20 protein-coding genes and 1 pseudogene are annotated in these 19,634 nt (G+C 64.5%); 10 read left to right on the forward strand and 11 right to left on the reverse strand.

Annotated features, from left to right (window positions below; all coding sequences use genetic code 11):
- Window positions 1–79 precede the first annotated feature (79 nt).
- The 3 genes from FJ946_RS26660 to FJ946_RS26670 form a co-directional block, all read right to left on the reverse strand.
- Window positions 80–925: an SH3 domain-containing protein gene (locus tag FJ946_RS26660; RefSeq protein ID WP_140566962.1), complete on the reverse strand. Its 846-nt coding sequence runs from the start codon at window positions 923–925 to the stop codon at window positions 80–82.
- A gap of 218 nt (window positions 926–1,143) precedes the next feature.
- Complete coding sequence (locus tag FJ946_RS26665) at window positions 1,144–1,902, reverse strand: metallophosphoesterase family protein (RefSeq protein ID WP_140495933.1); 759 nt, start codon at window positions 1,900–1,902, stop codon at window positions 1,144–1,146.
- A 70-nt stretch (window positions 1,903–1,972) separates the two neighbouring features.
- Window positions 1,973–2,329, reverse strand: a complete 357-nt coding sequence (locus FJ946_RS26670; protein WP_140566960.1) for a helix-turn-helix transcriptional regulator — start codon at window positions 2,327–2,329, stop codon at window positions 1,973–1,975.
- Between the two features lie 194 nt (window positions 2,330–2,523).
- On the opposite strand from FJ946_RS26670, the gene FJ946_RS26675 reads away from it, so the two are divergent.
- Window positions 2,524–3,702: an MFS transporter gene (locus FJ946_RS26675; protein WP_140560655.1), complete on the forward strand. Its 1,179-nt coding sequence runs from the start codon at window positions 2,524–2,526 to the stop codon at window positions 3,700–3,702.
- 41 nt (window positions 3,703–3,743) lie between these two features.
- Here FJ946_RS26675 and FJ946_RS26680 read toward each other — a convergent pair whose 3' ends face one another.
- Window positions 3,744–4,208: a MarR family winged helix-turn-helix transcriptional regulator gene (locus tag FJ946_RS26680; protein WP_140495930.1), complete on the reverse strand. Its 465-nt coding sequence runs from the start codon at window positions 4,206–4,208 to the stop codon at window positions 3,744–3,746.
- Between the two features lie 192 nt (window positions 4,209–4,400).
- Between FJ946_RS26680 and FJ946_RS26685 the strand changes: the two genes are divergently transcribed.
- On the forward strand, window positions 4,401–5,195 hold the full coding sequence (locus tag FJ946_RS26685; protein ID WP_140560656.1) for an SDR family oxidoreductase: 795 nt from the start codon (window positions 4,401–4,403) through the stop codon (window positions 5,193–5,195).
- A gap of 62 nt (window positions 5,196–5,257) precedes the next feature.
- On the opposite strand, the gene FJ946_RS26690 is transcribed toward FJ946_RS26685, so the two are convergent.
- On the reverse strand, window positions 5,258–5,857 hold the full coding sequence (locus FJ946_RS26690) for a LysE family translocator (protein WP_140495928.1): 600 nt from the start codon (window positions 5,855–5,857) through the stop codon (window positions 5,258–5,260).
- 95 nt (window positions 5,858–5,952) lie between these two features.
- On the opposite strand from FJ946_RS26690, the gene FJ946_RS26695 reads away from it, so the two are divergent.
- Window positions 5,953–6,822, forward strand: coding sequence for a LysR substrate-binding domain-containing protein (locus tag FJ946_RS26695; RefSeq protein ID WP_140524953.1), 870 nt, complete (start codon window positions 5,953–5,955; stop codon window positions 6,820–6,822).
- A 61-nt stretch (window positions 6,823–6,883) separates the two neighbouring features.
- Here FJ946_RS26695 and FJ946_RS26700 read toward each other — a convergent pair whose 3' ends face one another.
- The 3 genes from FJ946_RS26700 to FJ946_RS26710 all read right to left on the reverse strand — a co-directional run bounded on the left by FJ946_RS26700 (window position 6,884) and on the right by FJ946_RS26710 (window position 9,890).
- Window positions 6,884–7,534, reverse strand: a complete 651-nt coding sequence (locus tag FJ946_RS26700) for a dihydrofolate reductase family protein (RefSeq protein ID WP_140524852.1) — start codon at window positions 7,532–7,534, stop codon at window positions 6,884–6,886.
- A gap of 102 nt (window positions 7,535–7,636) precedes the next feature.
- Window positions 7,637–8,479 (reverse strand): protein-L-isoaspartate O-methyltransferase, encoded by an 843-nt coding sequence (locus tag FJ946_RS26705; protein ID WP_181167698.1) that lies wholly within the window; start codon window positions 8,477–8,479, stop codon window positions 7,637–7,639.
- Between the two features lie 46 nt (window positions 8,480–8,525).
- Window positions 8,526–9,890: an Nramp family divalent metal transporter gene (locus FJ946_RS26710; protein WP_140524851.1), complete on the reverse strand. Its 1,365-nt coding sequence runs from the start codon at window positions 9,888–9,890 to the stop codon at window positions 8,526–8,528.
- A 232-nt stretch (window positions 9,891–10,122) separates the two neighbouring features.
- Between FJ946_RS26710 and mntR the strand changes: the two genes are divergently transcribed.
- The 3 genes from mntR to FJ946_RS26725 all read left to right on the forward strand — a co-directional run bounded on the left by mntR (window position 10,123) and on the right by FJ946_RS26725 (window position 13,132).
- Window positions 10,123–10,572 carry a manganese-binding transcriptional regulator MntR gene (mntR, locus tag FJ946_RS26715; protein WP_181165236.1) on the forward strand — a complete coding sequence of 150 codons (450 nt, stop codon included), beginning with the start codon at window positions 10,123–10,125 and terminating at the stop codon, window positions 10,570–10,572.
- Window positions 10,573–10,776: 204 nt separating this feature from the next.
- A complete protein-coding gene (locus FJ946_RS26720) occupies window positions 10,777–11,709 on the forward strand; it encodes a neutral zinc metallopeptidase (protein WP_140524850.1) in 933 nt (310 codons plus the stop codon).
- 121 nt (window positions 11,710–11,830) lie between these two features.
- Window positions 11,831–13,132, forward strand: coding sequence for a TCR/Tet family MFS transporter (locus FJ946_RS26725; protein WP_224680421.1), 1,302 nt, complete (start codon window positions 11,831–11,833; stop codon window positions 13,130–13,132).
- A gap of 13 nt (window positions 13,133–13,145) precedes the next feature.
- Here the strand turns inward: FJ946_RS26725 and carA are convergent, their stop codons facing one another.
- Window positions 13,146–14,357, reverse strand: a complete 1,212-nt coding sequence (carA, locus tag FJ946_RS26730; protein ID WP_140555988.1) for a glutamine-hydrolyzing carbamoyl-phosphate synthase small subunit — start codon at window positions 14,355–14,357, stop codon at window positions 13,146–13,148.
- Window positions 14,358–14,635: 278 nt separating this feature from the next.
- On the opposite strand from carA, the gene FJ946_RS26735 reads away from it, so the two are divergent.
- A complete protein-coding gene (locus FJ946_RS26735; protein WP_140524847.1) occupies window positions 14,636–15,085 on the forward strand; it encodes a GatB/YqeY domain-containing protein in 450 nt (149 codons plus the stop codon).
- A gap of 36 nt (window positions 15,086–15,121) precedes the next feature.
- On the opposite strand, the pseudogene FJ946_RS26740 reads toward FJ946_RS26735, so the two are convergent.
- Window positions 15,122–16,049: pseudogene (locus FJ946_RS26740) on the reverse strand (LysR family transcriptional regulator).
- 100 nt (window positions 16,050–16,149) lie between these two features.
- On the opposite strand from FJ946_RS26740, the gene FJ946_RS26745 reads away from it, so the two are divergent.
- A complete protein-coding gene (locus FJ946_RS26745; protein WP_140566957.1) occupies window positions 16,150–16,941 on the forward strand; it encodes an alpha/beta fold hydrolase in 792 nt (263 codons plus the stop codon).
- 46 nt (window positions 16,942–16,987) lie between these two features.
- Here FJ946_RS26745 and FJ946_RS26750 read toward each other — a convergent pair whose 3' ends face one another.
- Complete coding sequence (locus FJ946_RS26750; RefSeq protein ID WP_140495919.1) at window positions 16,988–17,977, reverse strand: hypothetical protein; 990 nt, start codon at window positions 17,975–17,977, stop codon at window positions 16,988–16,990.
- 289 nt (window positions 17,978–18,266) lie between these two features.
- On the opposite strand from FJ946_RS26750, the gene FJ946_RS26755 reads away from it, so the two are divergent.
- Together FJ946_RS26755 and FJ946_RS26760 are read left to right on the forward strand one after the other, a co-directional pair.
- On the forward strand, window positions 18,267–18,971 hold the full coding sequence (locus FJ946_RS26755) for a DNA helicase (protein ID WP_140495918.1): 705 nt from the start codon (window positions 18,267–18,269) through the stop codon (window positions 18,969–18,971).
- A gap of 51 nt (window positions 18,972–19,022) precedes the next feature.
- Window positions 19,023–19,580, forward strand: coding sequence for a GNAT family N-acetyltransferase (locus tag FJ946_RS26760; protein ID WP_140495917.1), 558 nt, complete (start codon window positions 19,023–19,025; stop codon window positions 19,578–19,580).
- Window positions 19,581–19,634: the final 54 nt, after the last annotated feature.

Genomic DNA, 19,634 nt, shown 5'->3' on the forward strand with positions numbered 1-19,634 from the left:
GGGCAGTAGGGCAGTAGGGCAGTCACTCCAGGCACTTCACATATTGCCTTACTGCCCTACTGCCCCATTGCCTTCCAAACTAATGCCCAAACGCCACGGCATCCGTAATCTCGAATCGCTCCGAGATGCCGACGCGGATCATGCTGAGGCTGCCTTCGCGGGTGAAGCGGAAATCGCTGTCGCCGTCGGAGCCGGCGGGCAGTCCGCCATAGAAGGAGATGACGCGGCTGCCGCCGTCCGGCCAGGTCACGGTGACGTCGGCCTTGTCGCTGCCCTTGTGCTCGACGCTTGCCGCGCAAAGGGTCATCGGCTGGCCGACATTGCGCGCACAGGGAATTTCAATGGCGGCGCCTCCGGCGGTGGCCTCCGCCTGTGCCGGATTCTCCCCAGTGCGCGGTTCATTCGCCACCAGCGCCAGGCCGTAAGCATCCTGCATGGCGATCACCGCGGCGGATTTCGGCGTGGTTGCTGGGGCAGCCGCATTGTCGGCTCCGCCTAGCCGCGCCGTCAGGTCGGGCGGCTGAGCGGCCGCGGGGCTGGCGGCGCCGAGCGCCTGGCCTGCATTGTTGGTCGCGGCAGCGGCCGCATCCGCCTGATCCGGATCGGGCGGCGAAGCCGGATTGACGGGGTTCAGGTAGCGGGCAGGGGTCCAGCCGCTGATTTTCGGGTTCTCGGCCTCGACCTTGCACCATTGCCGGCCGTCTACGTCGATGCAGCCGAGATTGTTCACGCTGGCGCCATTGGCCAGACGCGCCTCGGTCTTGCCGATCGGCGATGGCTGGGCGCGGACGTTGAGGAGATCGTCGGGGGCGAGGCCGGTGACGATGGAGATGAACGGCCCCTCTTCGGCATGGGCCACCGTCAGAAGCAAAGGAGCGGCGATCAGCGCGAAGAGCGTCGTTCGGAGCGTAGACCAGCGCTTCATCACTTCGCCGTGGCCGATAGATTGCATTACCAAAGGCACCGCCAGATACGAAAACGCCGCCACACGCGAAGCCGATTTTATAGGCGACGACGCTGCGCCATGTCCAGAAGCGAGATTTTCTTCCGGCAGGGACGGAGCTGCGTGAGGGCGATGATCGGAGAGCGGGGAGAGAGCTCAGCCTGGCATGCGCTTGCTCGCGGCATGAATGCAAAAAGCATTCAGCCGGGCATGAAGCCGGTTCGCAGCGCATGGGCCCATTCGGGCCGTCCCGCCTGTTCGGCCTGGCCAGCGGCCGCCTCGTGATCGTAATCGACGGCGATGGCCTCGAAACGGTCGGGCCGGCCGGGCTCGCCTGAAGTGACGATGCCATAGCGCGCATGCGGCGCGCCCTGCTCGGAGGAATGCGCCGGCGGCGTCGAGTCTTCATAGGCGGGACAGCCGACGCTGCCTGGGTTGAAGATCACCGGACCGCCGGGCAAGCGGATCAGTTCGGCCCGGTGGCTATGGCCGCACAGGGCCAGGCGGCAGGCCGGATCGAGCGCCTTCAACCGCCGCCGGATCGCCGCCAGCGGCGCACGCACCAGCCGGCCGTCGGCGATCGCATCGAGCAGGTATTTCTCGTCGTGATCGGGCCTGGCATGAAAAGCGATCACGCCGGGCGCGATCTCCAGCGTCAGAGGCTGGGCGAACAGTACCTCGCGCTGCGCCCCGGTCAGCCGTTCCTGCGCGTAGATGTCGGAGGCCCACATGGTCTCATCGGCCGGATCGGCGGCGACGCGGCGGTCATGATTGCCGCGCACGGTCGGCAGGTCCAGCGCTTCCAGCCGCGCAAACGTCTCGCGCGGCCAGAGCGGACCCGAAACGCTGTCGCCGAGATTGACCGTGATATCCGCGCCGCCGCGCCGCTCGAGGTCGGCGAGCACGGCGTCAAGCGCCAGAACATTGCCGTGGATATCGGCGAGGACAGCAATGCGCATGGGAGCTCCGGTTGTGAGGCAGCGTTTCCTCTCCCCATTACCGTGGGGCGAGAACCCAGATCCCGCGAGGTCAGGCCGTCACTTCGATATCATGGCCGCCGACGGCCGGCAGCGCCGGACCGTCCCCTGCGGCGGCAATAATGCTGTCGAGCAGGCCGGGGAAACGGGCATCGAGATCGGCGCGGCGCAGCGTGATCATGCGGTTGGTGCCGGCCACTTCTGCGCGAGTCACGCCGGCCTCGCGCAGCTTTGCCAGGTGGTAGCTCAGATTGGTCTTCGAGGCGAGATCGAGGAATTTGCTGCAGTTCAGCGGCACGCCTTCCTTGCTGGCGAGATAACGCACGATCGCCAGCCGCGTCGGGTCGCCGAGCACGGCGAGCACGATCGGCAGGCTGATCTGGTCCGTATTGGGATGTGGCAGGCTCATGGCTGCAACCTAAGCACAGTTCCGGCCGATTTCAACGCACCCGCTCCGCGTCTGCCCTGCACACCGCTCTCCCTTTCACGATCGTGCTGACACAGGGCTGTCAGGATGGTTGTGCTATTTTTTCCTGGCTTCATTGACATCCTGTCGGGTTATGTCCAATTGTTCAATAACCTTTGAACTAAGGACACATCGCCATGGACAAGCGGATCTTCTGGCTTGCGCTCGGATCGTTTGCGATCTCGACCGAAGGCTTCGTCGTCTCCAGCCTTCTACCCGACATCGCCAGGGATGCCGGCATCTCCGTTCCGCTCGCCGGCACGCTGATCACCGCCTTCGCGCTCGCTTATGCGGTCGGCACGCCGATCCTGGCGACGCTGACCGGCGAATGGGACCGGCGCCGCGTCATCCTGTGGACGCTGGTGTTCTTCGTCATTGGCAACGTTGCCGCGGCCTTGAGCTCCTCCTTCGAAGTGCTGCTCGCCGCGCGCATCATCATGGCGCTGTCGTCTGGCCTGTTCGCGGCGACCGCGCAAGGCACGGCGGTGGCGCTGGTCGATGACCATCACCGGGCCCGCGCCATTGCCGTCGTCGTCGGCGGCACCACGGTGGCGGTAGCGGTGGGCGCCCCGCTCGGCGCGCTGGTCGCGGCGATAGCCGGCTGGCGCGGCACGTTCTATGCCATCGCAGGCCTCGGCGCGCTCGCCGGCGCCATCCTCTGGTATCGGCTGCCGCGCGGCATCATCGGCACCAAGCTGCCGCTGAAGCGCCGGCTGGCGGCGGCAATGCGTCCCGGCGTGATGCCGATCCTGGTGACGACCACGCTTGCCCTCATCGGCGCCTTCACCGTGTTCAGCTTCATCGCGCCGCTGGCCATCGAAGCCAGCGGGCTCTCCCCGATAGCGCTGCCCGGCATGCTGCTCGCCTTCGGTGTCGGCGCCGTCATCGGCAACATCGCCGGCGGCCAGGCCGCGGACCGGTTTGGCGCGACGCGCACCGTCGGCTGGTCGCTGGCGCTGAGCGCTGCCATGCTCGTCACCTTCTCGCTGATCCCGGCCTTTCTGCCGCATCATCTCGCCGGGCCGGCGCTGATGGGCATGATGGTGCCATGGGGCATCGTCGGTTGGGCCTTTCCGCCGGCGCAGGCGAGCCGCATCATCAAGCTCGCCCCCGACGCTGCCCCGATCGTGCTGTCGCTCAATGCCTCGGCGCTCTACCTCGGCGTGGCGCTCGGCGCGGTGGTTGGCGGCGCCGTGCTGCGCTATGGCGGTCCGGCCGATCTGGGCCTCATCGCGGCCGTCTTCCCCGTCGTCGGGCTCGGCATCGTGCTGGCCGGCCGGATGCTGGCGCGGCCGGTCGCCATGCCGGCGGAGTAGAGGGTGCCGAGCTTTTCGTCACTGGTTCTTACGCGGCCGCTTCAACTGGAGGGAGCGGCCGCCGGCGTTTCGAGGTCCAGAGAGGCCACATCATCCAGCGTCGCACGCAGCTTCGCGGCTTGCTCCGCGCCGATCATCTCCTCGAAGCGCTGCTGGGCGACACTCCACAGCCTGATCGCCTCTTCGAGCTTGGCCTGGCCGTGCGGCGTCAGCCGGACGCGCTTGACGCGGCGATCGTCCTTATCGGGGAAAGTTTCGACATAGCCGTCGCGGACCAGCGGCTTCAGCGTATGGCCGAGCGCCGAGAGATCCATGATCAGCGCCTCGGCAACGGTCCCCATCGCCGGTTCGCTGCTGGCACTGATCTGAAAGAGCAGGCCAAATTGCGTGCCTTTCAGCCCGGAAGGCGCAAGCGCGTCGTCGTAGAAGCGGCCGAGCCTGCGCGCGGTGCGCCGCAAGGTGGCATTGTTGCATCGGCTGAATCCCGGTTGCTGAAGATCGGTCATGTCAACTCCTCGCTGGCAAAGCCTGTGCCAGCCTGCCGCAGAAATAGTTTTCGCGGCCGCCGTTGACAAGATAGTGGCATATACCTACTTCGCCGAAAGTGGCATATGCCACCAATTGACGATCGAGAAGCTCGGCAGCCGGCGCATCCGTCGAAGCCGAACCAGAGCGAAGAGCGCGAAAGGAACAGGACAATGAGCAAGAATGAGAACAAGGGCACCGCCGTCATCACCGGCGCTTCCTCCGGCATCGGCGCTGTCTATGCCGACCGGCTGGCGGGGCAGGGCTATGACCTGGTGCTGGTGGCGCGCCGCGCGGACCGGCTCGAGGAATTGGCTGAAAGGCTGCGCTATGCCTACAGCCGCAAGGTCAGCGTGATCAGTGCCGATCTGGCCAACGACGATGATGTGCGGCGGGTGGAGCGGACGGTGTCGACGGATGACAGCGTCACGCTGTTGGTCAACAATGCCGGGCTTGGTGGTGCGCAGGTGGTTGCGACGGCGGACGCCGATGCGGCTGAACGCATGATCAAGGTCAATGTGATCGCCCTGACGCGGTTGACGCGTGCTGTGCTGCCGGGATTTCTCGCGCGCAACCGCGGCGCTATCGTCAACATCGCCTCGGTGCTGGCCTTTGACACCTCGTTCGGCGGCATCTACAGCGGCACCAAGGCCTATGTCGTCAACTTCACCGAAGCCCTGCAGCGCGAGGTTGCCGGCACCCATGTCCAGGCGCAGGTGGTGCTGCCGGGGGCGACCCGGACCGATTTCTGGGAAGTCGCGGGAAGCGATATCGACCAGCTTCCGAAGGAAATCATCATGACCGCCGACGATATGGTCGATGCTGCCCTTGTCGGCCTGGCCAGGGGCGAAGCCGTCACCGTGCCCGCGCTTGCCGATACGGCCAAGCTGGACGCCTTCCTTGGCGCCCGGCAGACCTTCTACGGCAGCCTGCACGCCGACAAGCCAGCCGCACGCTACGCGGCTTGACAGGATTCGGGTTCCTCGCCTCGCCTTGCGGGGGCGAGGAACCCAGGTTCTGCAGGCCCATCTTACGCCTGCCGCCACATCGGAATGATCGATGCCGCCAGCACCAGGCCGAGCAGGATATTGAGCGCGCGCCATTGCTGCTCGGTCTTCAGCAGCCGGGCGAGCAGCATGCCGGCCACACACCATAGCGACAGCGAGAAGGCGGCGGTGAGGCCGAAGGTGGAGCCGAGCAGCAGGGCCAGCCGCGCCGGCCCGTCGGCGAGTGCGGCGAAGGATGCCGCGGCTCCAAGCCCCATCGCCCAGCCCTTGGGGTTCAGCCACTGAATGCCGGCACCGCCGAGAAAACTGTTCGGTTTGATCATCGTCACATCGAGCTTGGGGGCCCCCGCACGGCCGATCTTGAGCGCCAGCCAGACGAGGTAGAGCGAGCCGGCGATCTTCATGGCAAGCTGCAAGGACGGCATGGCGAGAAGCAGGCCGGCCAGCCCGGCGGCCGCCGCCCCGGTGACGGTGGCCAAGCCGGCCGCGCTGCCGACCACCAGCGGGATGGAGCGGCGAAAGCCGAACTGCGCGCCCGACGCCGTCGACAAGGTGGTGGCGATGCCGGGCGTGCTGGTCGCCACCAGGGCGAACAGGATCAGGGGGATGACGGGTTGGAGCATGCGGCGTCCTCAGTCGGAGGCCCCATGGTAGATGCAGCCGAATATCAGTAAATGCAATATTTGCGATGACGGGCATTAGCATCTATAATGCAGGCATGATCCGCAACCTCGATACGACGCTCATGCGCACCTTCGTCACCGTCGCCGACAAGGCCAGCATGACGGCGGCGGCCAATGCGCTGCACCTGACGCAAGGCGCCGTCAGCCAGCAAGTCCGGCGGCTGGAGGAGGCGCTCGGCCGCAGCCTGTTCGAGCGCGACCGGCGCGGCTTGCGGCTGACCTCTTCCGGCGAGCGGCTGTTCGGCAAGGCAAAGCGGCTGCTCAGCCTCAACGACGAGATCTGGGCCGAAATGGCTGCCAATGTCGTGGCCGGCCAGGTGCGGTTCGGCGTGCCTTACGACCTTGTCGGCACGACGCTGGCGCCGGTGCTGAAAGCCTATGCGCAAACCTATCCGCAGGTCGAGATATCGCTGGTCTGCGCCTCCTCACCGGAATTGGCCGCGGCGCTCGCGGCCGGCACTATCGACCTGGCGGTCATCGAGGAGCGGGTGGGGGCATCGGATGGCGAGTGCCTCGCCATCGATCGGCTGGTGTGGGTCGGCGCCAAGGGCGGTGTCGCGCGCGCCAAGCGCCCCCTACCGGTCTCGATGGTCGCCGACAGTTGCGCCTTCCGGCCGGTTGTGCTTTCGGCGCTCCACGAGCATGGGCTGGAATGGCGCACCGTGTTCGAGAACGGCAATATCGACGCGACGACCGCAACGGTGCGTTCCGATCTGGCCGTCACCACCTGGCTGGCCTCCACGGTGCCGGCCGATCTCGACATATTGCCGTCCGAGTCCGGCCTGCCGCCGCTGCCGAATTTCTCGATCAACCTGCATCTGCCGAGGCACGGCGTCGGCCCGGCGGCGCAAGCGTTCGCACGGCATATACGCGACGGGCTGGCGCGCCGGCCGCAGGCGGCTTGAGGGAATTTTCAGAACCTGGTTTCCTCTCCTCCACGTTCGTGGAGGAGAGGAAAAGAAGCGTTTACTTCCAGGTCCTGCGCCGCTCGAGCTCGGCGTCGGATGGCTCCCCCGTGACAAAGGAACCGGTCTTGATTTCGCCGGCGCGCTCGTAGGTCGCCATGATGACGCCGGTGCTGGAAGCCTGCGAGCGGGTCAGCTTGAAGGCGGCCGGCATCGCGTCATCGCCGAACAGCCGCTTGCCCTTGCCCAGCAACAGCGGGAAGATCATCAGCCGAATCTCGTCGATCAGCCCATTGGCGAGCAGGGTCTGGATCAGATTGGCCGATCCCTGGATGAGCAGGTCAGGTCCATCTTCCTGTTTGAGGCGGCGCAACGCCGGGACGATATCAGGCCCAAGCGATTGCGTGTTCTGCCAGGTGAGCGAATCCGGACGATGCGTCGCTACGTATTTGGTCGCAGGGTTGAAGGCATCCGCGATCGGATCTTTCTGATACGGCCAGTATGCGGCGAATATGTCGTAGGTTCTGCGGCCGAGCAACAGGGCGAAGGGTTTGGAGAATAGTTCATCCATTGCCGCGCCCGCCACTTCGTCAAAATAGTGGAACGTCCAGCCGCCGAACTTGAAGCCGCCGACGGGATCCTCCTCCGGGCCGCCCGGCGCCTGCATGACGCCGTCGAGGCTGACGAATGTCGCCGCTATGATCTTTCTCATGGGATGCTCCTCCTGTTTCGATCCACGCCGTCAGGGCCGGACTTCAGCCCAAGGACGGATGACTGGCTGGCCGTCCGACAGGGCGTGCCGAATTTCGGTTCGTCAGACCCGAGGCCGCGCATCGAGGCTGCGTGACGAAAACCAGACATGCTCAAAGATCGCGGTGGCGGTGCGGTCCGGCAACTTGTCCGCTGTCAGCCAGATCGAGCGGCTGCGCGCGGCCTGGTCGCGCGTCGGGATTTTTGCCGCGAGACTTGCAACCGACGCGCCGGAGCAAGGGATGAACCAGGAGCGCATGAAAGGGTCGCAGGCAAAACCGTTTTCGGTGCGGGTCACCAGAACGGCCAGGGGAACGCGCTCGGCCGGGCGCCACGGGAAGATCATGCGGCCGTCCGGCTTCAGCGCCTTGAGCCAGCCGGGTGGAGGTGCCGCGACGCCGGCATTGACATAGATGACGTCCGACGGCGGCAAATCCGATGTGACGGCATCGCCAGGAATGACAGTGACGTTCTCGTAGCCCGCAAGGTTTGCCTTTGCCCGCGAGGCAAGATCGGCGTCCAGTTCGAAGGCGGCAACGGTGCCGCCAGGTGAAACCAACCTGGCCAGCAAAGCCGTGTAGTAGCCGGTGCCGGCGCCGATGTGAGTGACAGCCTCGCCGGGCCTGGGCGCGAGTTTCCCGATCCACATGGCGTGCAGGAACGGCTCGCCATTGTTGATGCCCTTGTCGGCATCGAGCACCACCAGCACGTTCTGATAGATGAAGCGCGGGTCGGCGCTCGGGGTCTCGACCGCGCCTTGGCCGGCGACGATCGTCCATGGGCCAGGACCGAGAAACGCCTCGCGCGGCACGGCCGCGAACACCTCTTCAAGACGCGGATCGGCGGAACGCGCCTGGGCAGCCATCAGCTTGGCATAGAAGCTTCGGGATTGGGCTATCGTGGTCATGATCGACCGAGAAATAGCGCGGGCCGCGTCTTTGTCGCGGCCGATCTCAGCCGATCCCGAACAGCGTGTCGTAGAGCAGCTTGAAGTTGAGCACCAGGATGATGGCGGCGACCACCCAGGCGAGCGCCGCAACGCCGCGCGGGATGGCAAGGCTGCCCATCTTCTTCCTGTCAGAGACGAACTGGACCAGCGGGATTACCGCGAAGGGCAGTTGCATCGACAGGATCACCTGGCTGAACACCAGCAACTGGCCGGTGCCCTTTTCGCCGTAGAGCGCGGTGACGACCACCACGGGGATGATGGCGAGGCCGCGCGTCAGCAGGCGCCGCGCCCATTGCGGAATGCGCAGGCGCAGGAAGCCTTCCATGACGATCTGGCCGGCAAGCGTGGCGGTCACCGTCGAGTTCAGGCCGGAGGCGAGCAGCGCCACGGCAAACAGGATCGAGGCGATGCTCAGGCCGAGCAGCGGCGACAGCAGTTCGAAAGCCTGGCCAATCTCGGCGACGTCCTGGTGGCCGGTGTTGTGGAAGGCGACCGCCGACACGATCAGGATCGAGGCGTTGACGAACAGGGCCAGCATCAGGGCGATGGTCGAGTCCGTCGTTGCCCATTTGATGGCGTCGCGCTTGCCCTCGTCGGTGCGTTCATAGGCGCGGGTCTGCACGATTGAGGAGTGCAGATAGAGATTGTGCGGCATGACGGTGGCGCCGATGATGCCGATGGCGATGTAGAGCATCGCCGGATTGGTGACGATTTCGGATGACGGCACGAACATCGAATGCAGGATCGTGCCGGCCGGCGGCGCGGCGACGAAGATCTGGATGGCAAAGCAGCTGAAGATGATGATCAGAAGCGCGATGACGAAGGCTTCGAGATAGCGGAAGCCCTTGTTCATCAACAAAAGCACCAGGAAGGCGTCGAGCGCGGTGAGCATGGCGCCGCCGATCAGCGGAATGCCGAACAGGAGCTGCAGCGCGATCGCGGTGCCGATCACTTCGGCGAGGTCGCAGGCGATGATGGCGAGCTCGCAGGCGATCCACAGCACGAAGTTCACCGGACGCGGGTAGTAGGCGCGGCAGGCCTGGGCGAGGTCGCGGTCAGTGGCGATGCCGAGACGCGCGGCCAGCGCCTGCAGCAGGATCGCCATCAGGTTGGACAGCATGATGATGAACAGCAGCGTGTAGCCGAACTGGGCGCCGCCGGCGAGGTCTGTCGCCCAGTTGCCCGGGTCCATATAGCCGACCGAGACCATGTAGCCCGGCCCCATGAAGGCAAACAGGCGACGGAACCAGACGCCCGAATTCGGCACGGCGATCGAGGAATTGACCTCGCGCAGACTCGGCTGCTCGTCGCCTGGCCTGTCGAACCGCCACGCGGGTCTGGCTATGGCGGTGGCGTCGGTCTCGGACATGGCGAATTCCGCTTGATGCAATGGATGATGTCTCCTATCTATGTCGCGGCTCAACATTATGCAATATGCTATATTTCATTGATCATGCTTTTGTGATGTGATCGATCGTGCTCCGACGCGGCGGCGATGCGGTTGCGCCTGGGCCCGAATGCAAATAAACGCCAGGATTGTGGGGGCCCGTGCTATGAATGCGGGCCGATTCAATCTTCGGGCAGCCAAGGAGGAGCGCATATTGGCGCTGAAGAACAGACCGGTCCCGCGTGAGCCGCTGCCCGATGCCGATGTCCATTCGGAAGGGTTCCGGCAGACGCGCGAAGCGCGCCGCAGCGCGCTGGTCGAGGACTATGTCGAGTTGATCGCCGACCTGATCGAGGACGGCAACGAGGCTCGCCAGGTCGACATCGCGGCCAGGCTGGGGGTCGCCCAACCGACAGTGGCCAAGATGCTGACCAGGCTGTGTGCCGACGGGCTGGTCTCCAGAAAGCCTTATCGCGGCGTGTTCTTGACCGAAGCCGGTCGCAAGGTCGCGGAAGAGAGCCGCATTCGCCACCAGACGGTGGAGGCTTTTTTGCGTTCGCTCGGCGTCAGCGCCGAGACGGCGCGCATCGATGCCGAGGGCATAGAGCACCATGTCAGCGCCGAGACACTGGAAGCGTTCCGCAAGGCGATGACGGCGGGCTAGGGACTTTGCCAAGACGCCGGCCCCGTTTCGCCGGCGATACCATAGACATTCCACAGTCGCGGCCAGAGCAGCGAGCCATCATGCCAGCACGGCCACGGCCGCGAAAAATGCTGTGACTTGGCGCAACCATTGAGATAATTGTTCATGAGGTGGAGCCGGCCTCGCGCCGGATCGACCAGTAAATTCGCAGCGCGGGGAGTTGCCATGCTCTGGAGAGGCCGTCGTCAGAGTGACAATGTCGAGGACCAGCGCAGCAGCGGCGGCGGCGGATTTGGTGGTGGCGGACCCGGCCAGTTCCGCATTCCGATCGGCGGCAGAAGCGGCGGCGGCATGTCGATCTCGACCATCATCATCCTCGTCGTGCTCTATTTCGGCCTGAAAGCCTTCGGCATCGATCCGATCCAGGTGCTGAGCGGCGGCGGTGGAGGCCTGCTGCCTGGCGGCGGCGAGATAACGGACAACAGCGGCAGCCAGGACGGCGGCACCGGTGCGCCGGCTTCCGACGAGATGAAGCAGTTCGTGGCAACCGTGCTGGCCGAGACCGAGGACACATGGACCGGCATTTTCAAGGCCAACGGACTGACCTATGAGGACCCTAAGCTGGTGCTGTTCAGCGGGCAGATCCGCTCGGCCTGCGGCTTCGCCTCGTCGGCGGCCGGACCGTTCTATTGCCCCGGCGACCACAAGGTCTATCTCGACATGACATTCTTCCAGCAGCTGGACCAGCAGTTCGGCGCCTCGGGCGAGTTCGCGCGGGCCTATGTGATCGCGCATGAGGTCGGCCATCACGTGCAGAATCTGACCGGCATCATGTCCAAATTCAACCAGATGCGGCAAAGCATGGGCGAGGCCGAAGCCAATCAAATGTCGGTGCGCGTCGAGCTTCAGGCCGACTGCTTCGCCGGCGTCTGGGCGCATTACACGGCGCAGAAGGGCATATTGGAGCAAGGCGATATGGAAAGCGCGCTCAATGCCGCCAGGCAGATCGGCGACGATACGCTGCAGAAGAAGATGCAGGGCTACGTAGTGCCGGAAAGCTTCAACCACGGCACGTCGGCGCAGCGGCAGACCTGGCTGGCGCGCGGCTACAAGAGCGGCAAGCTTTCCGACTGCGATACGTTCAACAACCCGATCTGAGCATCCGGTTCTTTCACGGGTGACCTGACGGCAAGGATGTCGTCAGGGGGTGTCAGGATGCGAACGTCCTGCTTGTTCCCTCATTGTTCCTGACGGCCTGCTCGCCTATAAGTGCCTCCGCCTGCGCGCCAGGCGCCGGGAAGGAGCAGACGAAACCATGATCGATCCCAAAACCGCCAAGCGGGGGCTTGCGCTCGTCTTCACGACGCTGCTCCTCGACATCATCGGATTCGGCATCATCATGCCGGTGCTGCCGGCCTACCTGCAAGAATTGACCGGCGTCGGCGTCTCGGAGGCGGCGATCGAGGGCGGATGGCTGTTCTTCGTCTATGCGGCCATGCAGTTCTTCTTCGCGCCCGTCATGGGCGGGTTGAGCGACCGGTTCGGCCGGCGGCCGATCCTTCTCGCCTCCGTGCTGACGTTTTCCATCGACAATCTGATCTGCGCCATAGCCTGGTCCTACCCGATGCTGTTCATCGGGCGCGTGCTGGCCGGCATTTCGGGCGCCAGCTATTCGACCACATCAGCCTTCATCGCCGACATCTCGAACGATGAGAACCGGGCCAAGAATTTCGGCCTGCTCGGCATCGCCTTCGGCGTCGGCTTCGTCATCGGGCCCGTCCTTGGCGGACTGCTCGGCACCTTCGGGCCGCGCGTGCCGTTCTATTTCGCCGCCGGACTTGCCTTGGTGAACTTCCTGATCGCGCTGTTCCTGCTGCCCGAAACGCTCGATGAAAAGCACCGCCGCCGCTTCGAGTGGAAGCGCGCCAACCCAGTCGGCACGCTTCTGCAGATGCGCCAATATCAAGGCATTGGCTGGATCGGGCTCGTCTTCTTCCTGATGACGCTCGGCCACATGATGTATCCGGCGGTCTGGTCGTTCGTCTCCAACTATCGCTATGGCTGGAACGAGCAGCAGATCGGTTTTTCGCTCGGCGCTTTCGGCCTGTGCGGAGCCATCGTCATGGCAACGGTGCTGCCACGCATCATTCCCAGGCTTGGCGAGTGGAGGACGGCGGTGATCGGTCTGGCGTTCACGGCGCTCAGTGCTTTCGGCTACGCCTTCGCGACGCAGGGTTGGATGATTTATGCGGTGATCGTCGTCGGCTGCCTGGAAGCGCTGGCCGACCCGCCGCTCAGGAGCCTCGCCGCCGCCAAGGTGCCGCCTTCGGCGCAGGGTGAATTACAAGGCGCGATGACGTCGATCTTCTCGATCACATCGATCGTCACGCCGCTGCTCTATACCGCGATCTTTTCCTGGTTCACCGGGCCAAGCGCGCCAGTGACCTTCGGCGGTGCGCCTTACCTGGTTGGCGCGGTTTTCCTAGTGCTGGCGCTCGTTGTCTTCGTTACGAAAGTGGCGAGGCCTGCGGCACTCGGAACCGTCACCAAAGGCGTCGCGGAAGATGGGGCACGAATATGAGGATCTGTCGGAACTAAGCCCGTTCGGCCAGCAGTTCCTCGCCGCGCTTTTCGCGGATCAGGTTGACGAAGCGGCGGAACAGATAATGCGAATCCTGCGGGCCGGGCGAGGCCTCGGGGTGGTGCTGGACCGAGAATACCGGCCGGCCTGTCAGCGCGATGCCGCAATTCGAGCCGTCGAACAGCGAGACATGGGTTTCCTCGACGCCTGACGGCAGCGAGTCGGCGTCGACGGCAAAGCCGTGGTTCATCGAGACGATCTCGACCTTGCCTGTAGTGTGGTCCTTGACCGGATGGTTGGCGCCGTGATGGCCCTGATGCATCTTGGCGGTCTTGCCGCCCAGCGCCAGCGCCAGCATCTGGTGGCCGAGGCAGATACCGAACACCGGAATCTCGGTCCTGAGCAGGTCCTGGATGACCGGCACGGCGTAGGCGCCGGTGGCTTCAGGGTCGCCGGGGCCGTTGGACAGGAAGATGCCGTCCGGCTGCATGGCGAGGATTTCCTCGGCGCCGGTCTTGGCCGGAACCACGGTCACCTTGGCACCAAGCCCCGCAAGCAGGCGCAGGATGTTGCGCTTGACGCCATAGTCGATGGCGACGACATGCATGGAGGGCTCGTCCTGTTCGCCAAAGCCCTCGTCCCACACCCAAGGCGTCTCGCGCCACACCGAGGACTGGCCTGACGTGACCTCCTTGGCGAGGTCGAGGCCGATCAGGCCGGACCACGCGGCGGCGCGGCGTTTCAGGTCGTCAAGATCGAAGACGCCGTCGGGCGCATGCGCGATAACGGCGTTGGGCATGCCCTTTTCGCGGATCAACGCGGTCAACGCGCGGGTGTCGATGCCCGAGAGGGCGACGATGCCGCGCTTCTTCAGCCATTGATCGAGATGGCCGGCAGCGCGGTAGTTGGAGGGATTGGTGACATCGGCCTTGAACACGGCGCCGACGGCACCGGCGCGAGCAGCCGGATTGAGGTCCTCGATGTCTTCGCCGTTGGTGCCGATATTACCGACATGCGGGAAGGTGAAGGTGACGATCTGGCCGGCATAGGACGGATCGGTCAGGATCTCCTGATAGCCGGTAAGCGCGGTGTTGAAGCAGACCTCGGCGACCGCCGAACCCGTTGCGCCGAGACCGCGACCCTCAATGACGGTGCCGTCGGCCAGCACCAGCAATGCCGTCGGTTTCTCGGTGGCCCAAGCGGGGGTGGACGCGGTGTCGGCCATGGCGGCACTCCTATCAGGCCGCGCGCTTCAAACAGGCCCGGCGGGCTATTTGCGCGGCAAACGGCGCGGAGCGGCGAATTCGCTGCCTCCACGCACTCAAGCTTCAGTTCATGCAAGGCCCAGTACATAGGGGAAGGGGGCAGGTCGGTCAATGATGATGGGAAATGCCGCTACGATTTATTTCATTGAGCAATATCATAGGCTTGCCTCGACATATCAGGGTTTGCGTTGGTCCGCACCGGGCGCTATTGTCCGCGCCGACCGAAGGAGAGAGCACGATGCGCGCAAAAATCGCCGAATCCCTGAAGAGCGCGATGAAGGCGCAGGACAAGCACCGGCTGCCGACATTGCGGCTGATCCAAGCCGCCATCCACGATCGCGATATCGCCAATCGCGGTGCCGGCAAGGAACCGGCCAGCGACGAGGCGATCCTGCAGATCCTGGCCAAGATGGTGAAGCAGCGCGAAGAATCGGCCAAGGCCTTCGAAGACGGCAAGCGTCCGGAACTGGCCGCGCAGGAGCGCAGCGAGATGGAGATCATCCGCGATTTCCTGCCGACGCAGCTCGACGATGCCGCCATCACCGCCGCGGCGCGCGAGGCGATCGCGGCGACCGGTGCCGCCAGCCAGAAGGACATGGGCAAGGTGATCGCGGCACTGAAGCAGAAATATGCCGGCCAGATGGATTTCGGCAAGGCAAGCGGCATCATCAAGGGGCTTTTGCAATAGTCGGCGCGTCGAGCGCGAGCGCCAGCGCTCGCCTGCCTATAAAACAACCTTCTGGGGCTCCAACGCGTGGCGCAAATGCTGGCGCCTCCTGCTGGATATGATCCCACAAACGGTTGGCGACCGGCCCGTGGGGACGGTCGCGGCGACGCGCAACCACCAGTTCGTCGGTGCGGCCCGGCATATGAGGGCCGGCGATGGACCGCAGGCGTCCATCACGCAGCTCCTCCTCGATCAGGAAGCGTGGCAGGTGGCCCCAGCCGAGGCCCTGCAGGATGATCTCCTTCTTCATGCCCTGGTCGGCGACCAGGCATTGCGGCGCGCCTTCGACCATGAAGTAGTCTTGTTGCGGTGAATGGCGGGCAGTGTCGCGCATCACGCATTGGGTGAGCGCCTGCATCTGGTCGGGTGTGATCGGCGGCTCGATGCGCTCCGGCAGAAAGCCCGGTGCCACCACGGGAATGAACGGCACCTTGCACAAATCGATCCATTCCACCCGCGCATCGCCCTTGTCGATCCAGTGCAGGACCAGATCGGCCTCGTCGTCGAAAAGGCGTTCCCAAGGGCCGCCGACGGCCTCGAAGTGCAGGTGCAGACGCGTGCCGGGACATTGCGCGAAGAACCGCCCGAGCAGGCCCAGCACCTGCGGTCGTGGGCATAGGTCGCCGATCACCACATGGATTTCGCTTTCTTCGCCCATCGAGAGCTGGGCGGCATGCACGCGCAGGCCTTCCAGTTCGCGCAGCAGCGATTGCGCCCGGCGGTGGAACGACAGCCCGGCCTCGGTCGGGCGCACGCGATAGCCGCTGCGGTCCAGGAGAACGAGGTCGAGCTGCCGTTCCAGCTTGGCGACAGCGGCGAATACAGCCGGGTGTGAACGATGCAACAGGGCCGCCGCCGGCTGAAAGCCGCCGGTGCGGATCACGGCGTCGAAGCACTGCAGGTCGTGCAAGGTGAATTCAGCCATGTCAGCTTTGATTACAGAGATTGTCCTGACTTTGTAATATCAACAAACCAACGATCTGACTACGCTCTGTCATTCAACCCTTCCAGAAGGATCTTTCATCATGAGTGAGCTGAATTTTGTGACTGTTGGCGACGGCACGCGCATCGCCTACCGTTTCGACGGCGATGCGCGAAAGCCGGTTCTGATGCTGTCGAACTCCATCGGCACCACGCTGCATATGTGGGATGGACAGGTCGGCGAGTTGTCCAGGCATTTCCATCTTCTGCGCTATGATTTTCGCGGCCATGGCGGATCGAGCGTGCCGGCCGGCGCCTATTCGCTCGATCGGCTCGGCGGCGACGTGATCGAACTGCTCGACGCGCTCGGCCTTGGCCGCGTGCATTTCCTCGGCCTGTCGCTGGGCGGCTTCGTCGGGCAATGGCTCGGCATCCACGCGCCGGAGCGGATCGACCGGCTGATCCTGAGCAACACCTCGTCGCATCTCGGACCGGCACGCCATTTCGACGAGCGCATTGCCGCCGTCCGGCAGGCGCCCGATATGGCAGATACCGCCGAAACGTTCCTCAACAACTGGTTCCCGGCAAAAATGGTGGCGGCCAACGAGCCCTTCATCGAGGAATTTCGCGCCATGCTGCTCACCATCGACCGACAAGGCCTGGCGGGCCTCTTTGCGGCGGTGCGCGACGCCGACCTTCGCCGCACCGTGGCGCTGATCTCGCGGCCGACGCTGGTGATCGCCGGCGAGCACGACACGGTGACGGCGGCCAGCCACAGCGAACTGATCGCCGCGGCGGTGCCCGGCGCGAAGCTGGTCGTCCTGCCGGCGGTTCACCTGTCGAATGTCGAATATCCATCCGGTTTCATGCAGGCGGTGTTCGATTTTCTGCGCTGAGGGATGCGATCCCGTAGACCCCGCATCCCCGGAGCCGGGACGGACCTCACGGCTCCTTGCAGATCGGCACCGGCTGCGGCGGCGGTGCCGGGTGGTCCTTCCTGTATTGGGCAATGATCGGCTCGAGCGTCTTTCGCGGCCAGAATTTCGGCGTGCCGATTTCCTTCAGGCAGGATGCGTTCCAATAGGGGCCAGCGTCCGACAGCGAACGGCCCGCCGCCACGATTTGCGCAACGGCGGCGATGTCGCGCGATTCAGGGTAGATGTAGAGCGTAGTCGGATTGTCCTTCACCATCGGGATGATCTGCCGCGCATCCGCCGCCGACCAACTGGTGCAGCCATTGCTGCGGCCGCCGGCATAATCCACCAGTTTGCCGAACGGCACGTAGCCGTCATGGTCGGCATGCGAGCTGGCCGGGTCTTTGCGAAGACACATTCCCTTCAGCACTTCCGCCGGATGCCCGCCGATCACGCGCTGCCTGGCGTTCGCGGCCTCGCCCTCGCCATCGAACTGCACGAAGGTACGCATGAAAGCCACGTCCTGCTTCGCTGCGGTGCGATAGTAGCCCTTGAACGAGGTTTTCGCCTCGCCGGTCATATAGGCGCCGCCGGCGGTCAGTGACGAATCCAGCGCATTGCCGAAGTTCTTCGCGCAGCGCTTGCCATTGGCGAAATCTGCGACGCCCTTCAGATTCCGGCCGCTGCCGTGGCCCGCCGAAACGGCGCGAAACGCCTGGCTGGCCTCGCAGATGATGTAATAACGGTGACCCAGTTTGTTGTTGCCCAGATCGCTAGGGCGCGTCGCATCCATGGCGAAGTAGCAGGGATTGTTAACGGCTCCTGCGCCGACTTTCTTCAGGTAAAGCGCTCGGGCCCGCTCCAGGACCACAGTTGAGATCTGGCCATCACCTTCGCCGACATGGGCCTGCAGCCAGGCCGGAATGGCCGAGGGCGCGGCAAAGGACCGTGCCGTCAAAGCGACGACAACGAGGAAGAGGCTGGCGACGACACCCAGCGGGATAGATCTCAACCGCACCAGACCCGTTCTCCTGTCGAAGCGTTTGTGTTTTGGCGGTGAATCACCCCGGCACGATCATAAATCGGCTTACGCCGGCCGGCGAAACACATCTTGTTCAGCATTCCCGGCACGTATGCGCGTTTTCGACCCGCCAGCATTAGGGTATTGTCTGATTCCGGCGCGCCCACGCCTCCTCCCTCCGTCGGGAAAGCATCATTCATGCGGGGCAATCCGATCATCGAACCGACTGTTCGAGCACCAGGCATAAGGAGGGGTTGCGAAGACTGCTCGCACCAGGAGGTTTGCGATGATTGCGCCCATTTACAATCTGAAGCGTCAAGCCAGGCTGTTGTCCCGCGAGGAGAAGATTCCGCTCCATCAGGCGCTTGACCGTATTGCAGCCCGCGAAGGTTTTGCGAGTTGGAGTCTGCTTGCGGCTAAGGCAGCCGAGACGACGGCCGCCGGCAGGCTGTTCTCGCGGCTGATGCCCGGCGACCTGGTTCTGGTCGGTGCGCGACCAGGCCACGGCAAGACGCTGATGAGCCTCGAACTCGCGGTCGAAGCCATGAAGCGTGGCCATCGCGGCGTGTTCTTCTCGTTGGAATACACGCATCGCGATGTGCTGGACCGGTTTCGCGCCATCGGGGCGGACCCCGCCCAGTTCGACCGATTGTTCGCGTTCGACACTTCCGATGGCATCAGCGCCGACTACATCGTCGAGGTGTTGGGATCGGCGGCGCGCGGGACGCTCGCTGTCATCGACTATCTGCAACTGCTCGACCAGAAACGGGACAATCCGGAGCTGATGGATCAGGTCCGCACGCTGAAAGCTTTTGCGCGTGACACGGGCGTGATCCTGGTCTTCATCTCGCAGATCGACCGCTCCTACGATCCGTCGACGAAGCCGCTTCCCGATCTGAATGACGTTCGGCTGCCGAACCCGTTGGATCTGTCGCTGTTCAGCAAGGCATGTTTCCTCAACAGGGGCGCGATCCGGTTCCAGCCCGCTTGAGCGTTCCAGTGGCCATCGCTATGCCTGCTTGCTTGCAAGGAAGCATGGATCATGATCGAAATCATCAAGCCCGGGCTCAAGCATCTGGCGTCCTACAAGGCTGCGCTCGAGCGCGGCTGGTCGCCCGACAATGTACGGCTCATGGAGGCAGCTCGCGAGCAGCTTGCCGCAATCGAGGAGGATCCGGCGGCGTTCCTGGCCAGCCTCGATGATCCCGAGGCCAAGGGGCCGCCGATCACCTTGCCTGACGGCAGACAGGTCCCGCGCCTGCCGGGCTTCAGGCGCTGGATGTGGGACGGCGAGACGTCAGGCTCGATCGGCCTGCGCTGGCAGAAGGGCACGTCGGCGCTGCCGCCGCACGTGCTTGGCCATATCGGCTACGCCGTGGTGCCGTGGAAACAGCGACGCGGCTACGCGACGGAAGCGCTGCGGCTTATGCTGGATGAGGCGAGGGCGGTCGGCCTGGCTCATGTCGACATCACCGCAAAACCTGGCAATCCGGCCTCGCACAAAGTGATCCTGGCCAACGGCGGCAGACTGGTCGAACGTTTCCTCGAAGATGCCGCCTATGGCGGAGCGGAGAGCCTGCGGTTCCGCATCGATCTGTAATGCGTTGGAGCTGCGCAGCCGCTGGGCGAGACATGACTGTTCATCGCGTCGTGC

The organism is Mesorhizobium sp. B2-4-7 (assembly GCF_006442685.1).
Taxonomy (GTDB): Bacteria; Pseudomonadota; Alphaproteobacteria; order Rhizobiales; family Rhizobiaceae; genus Mesorhizobium.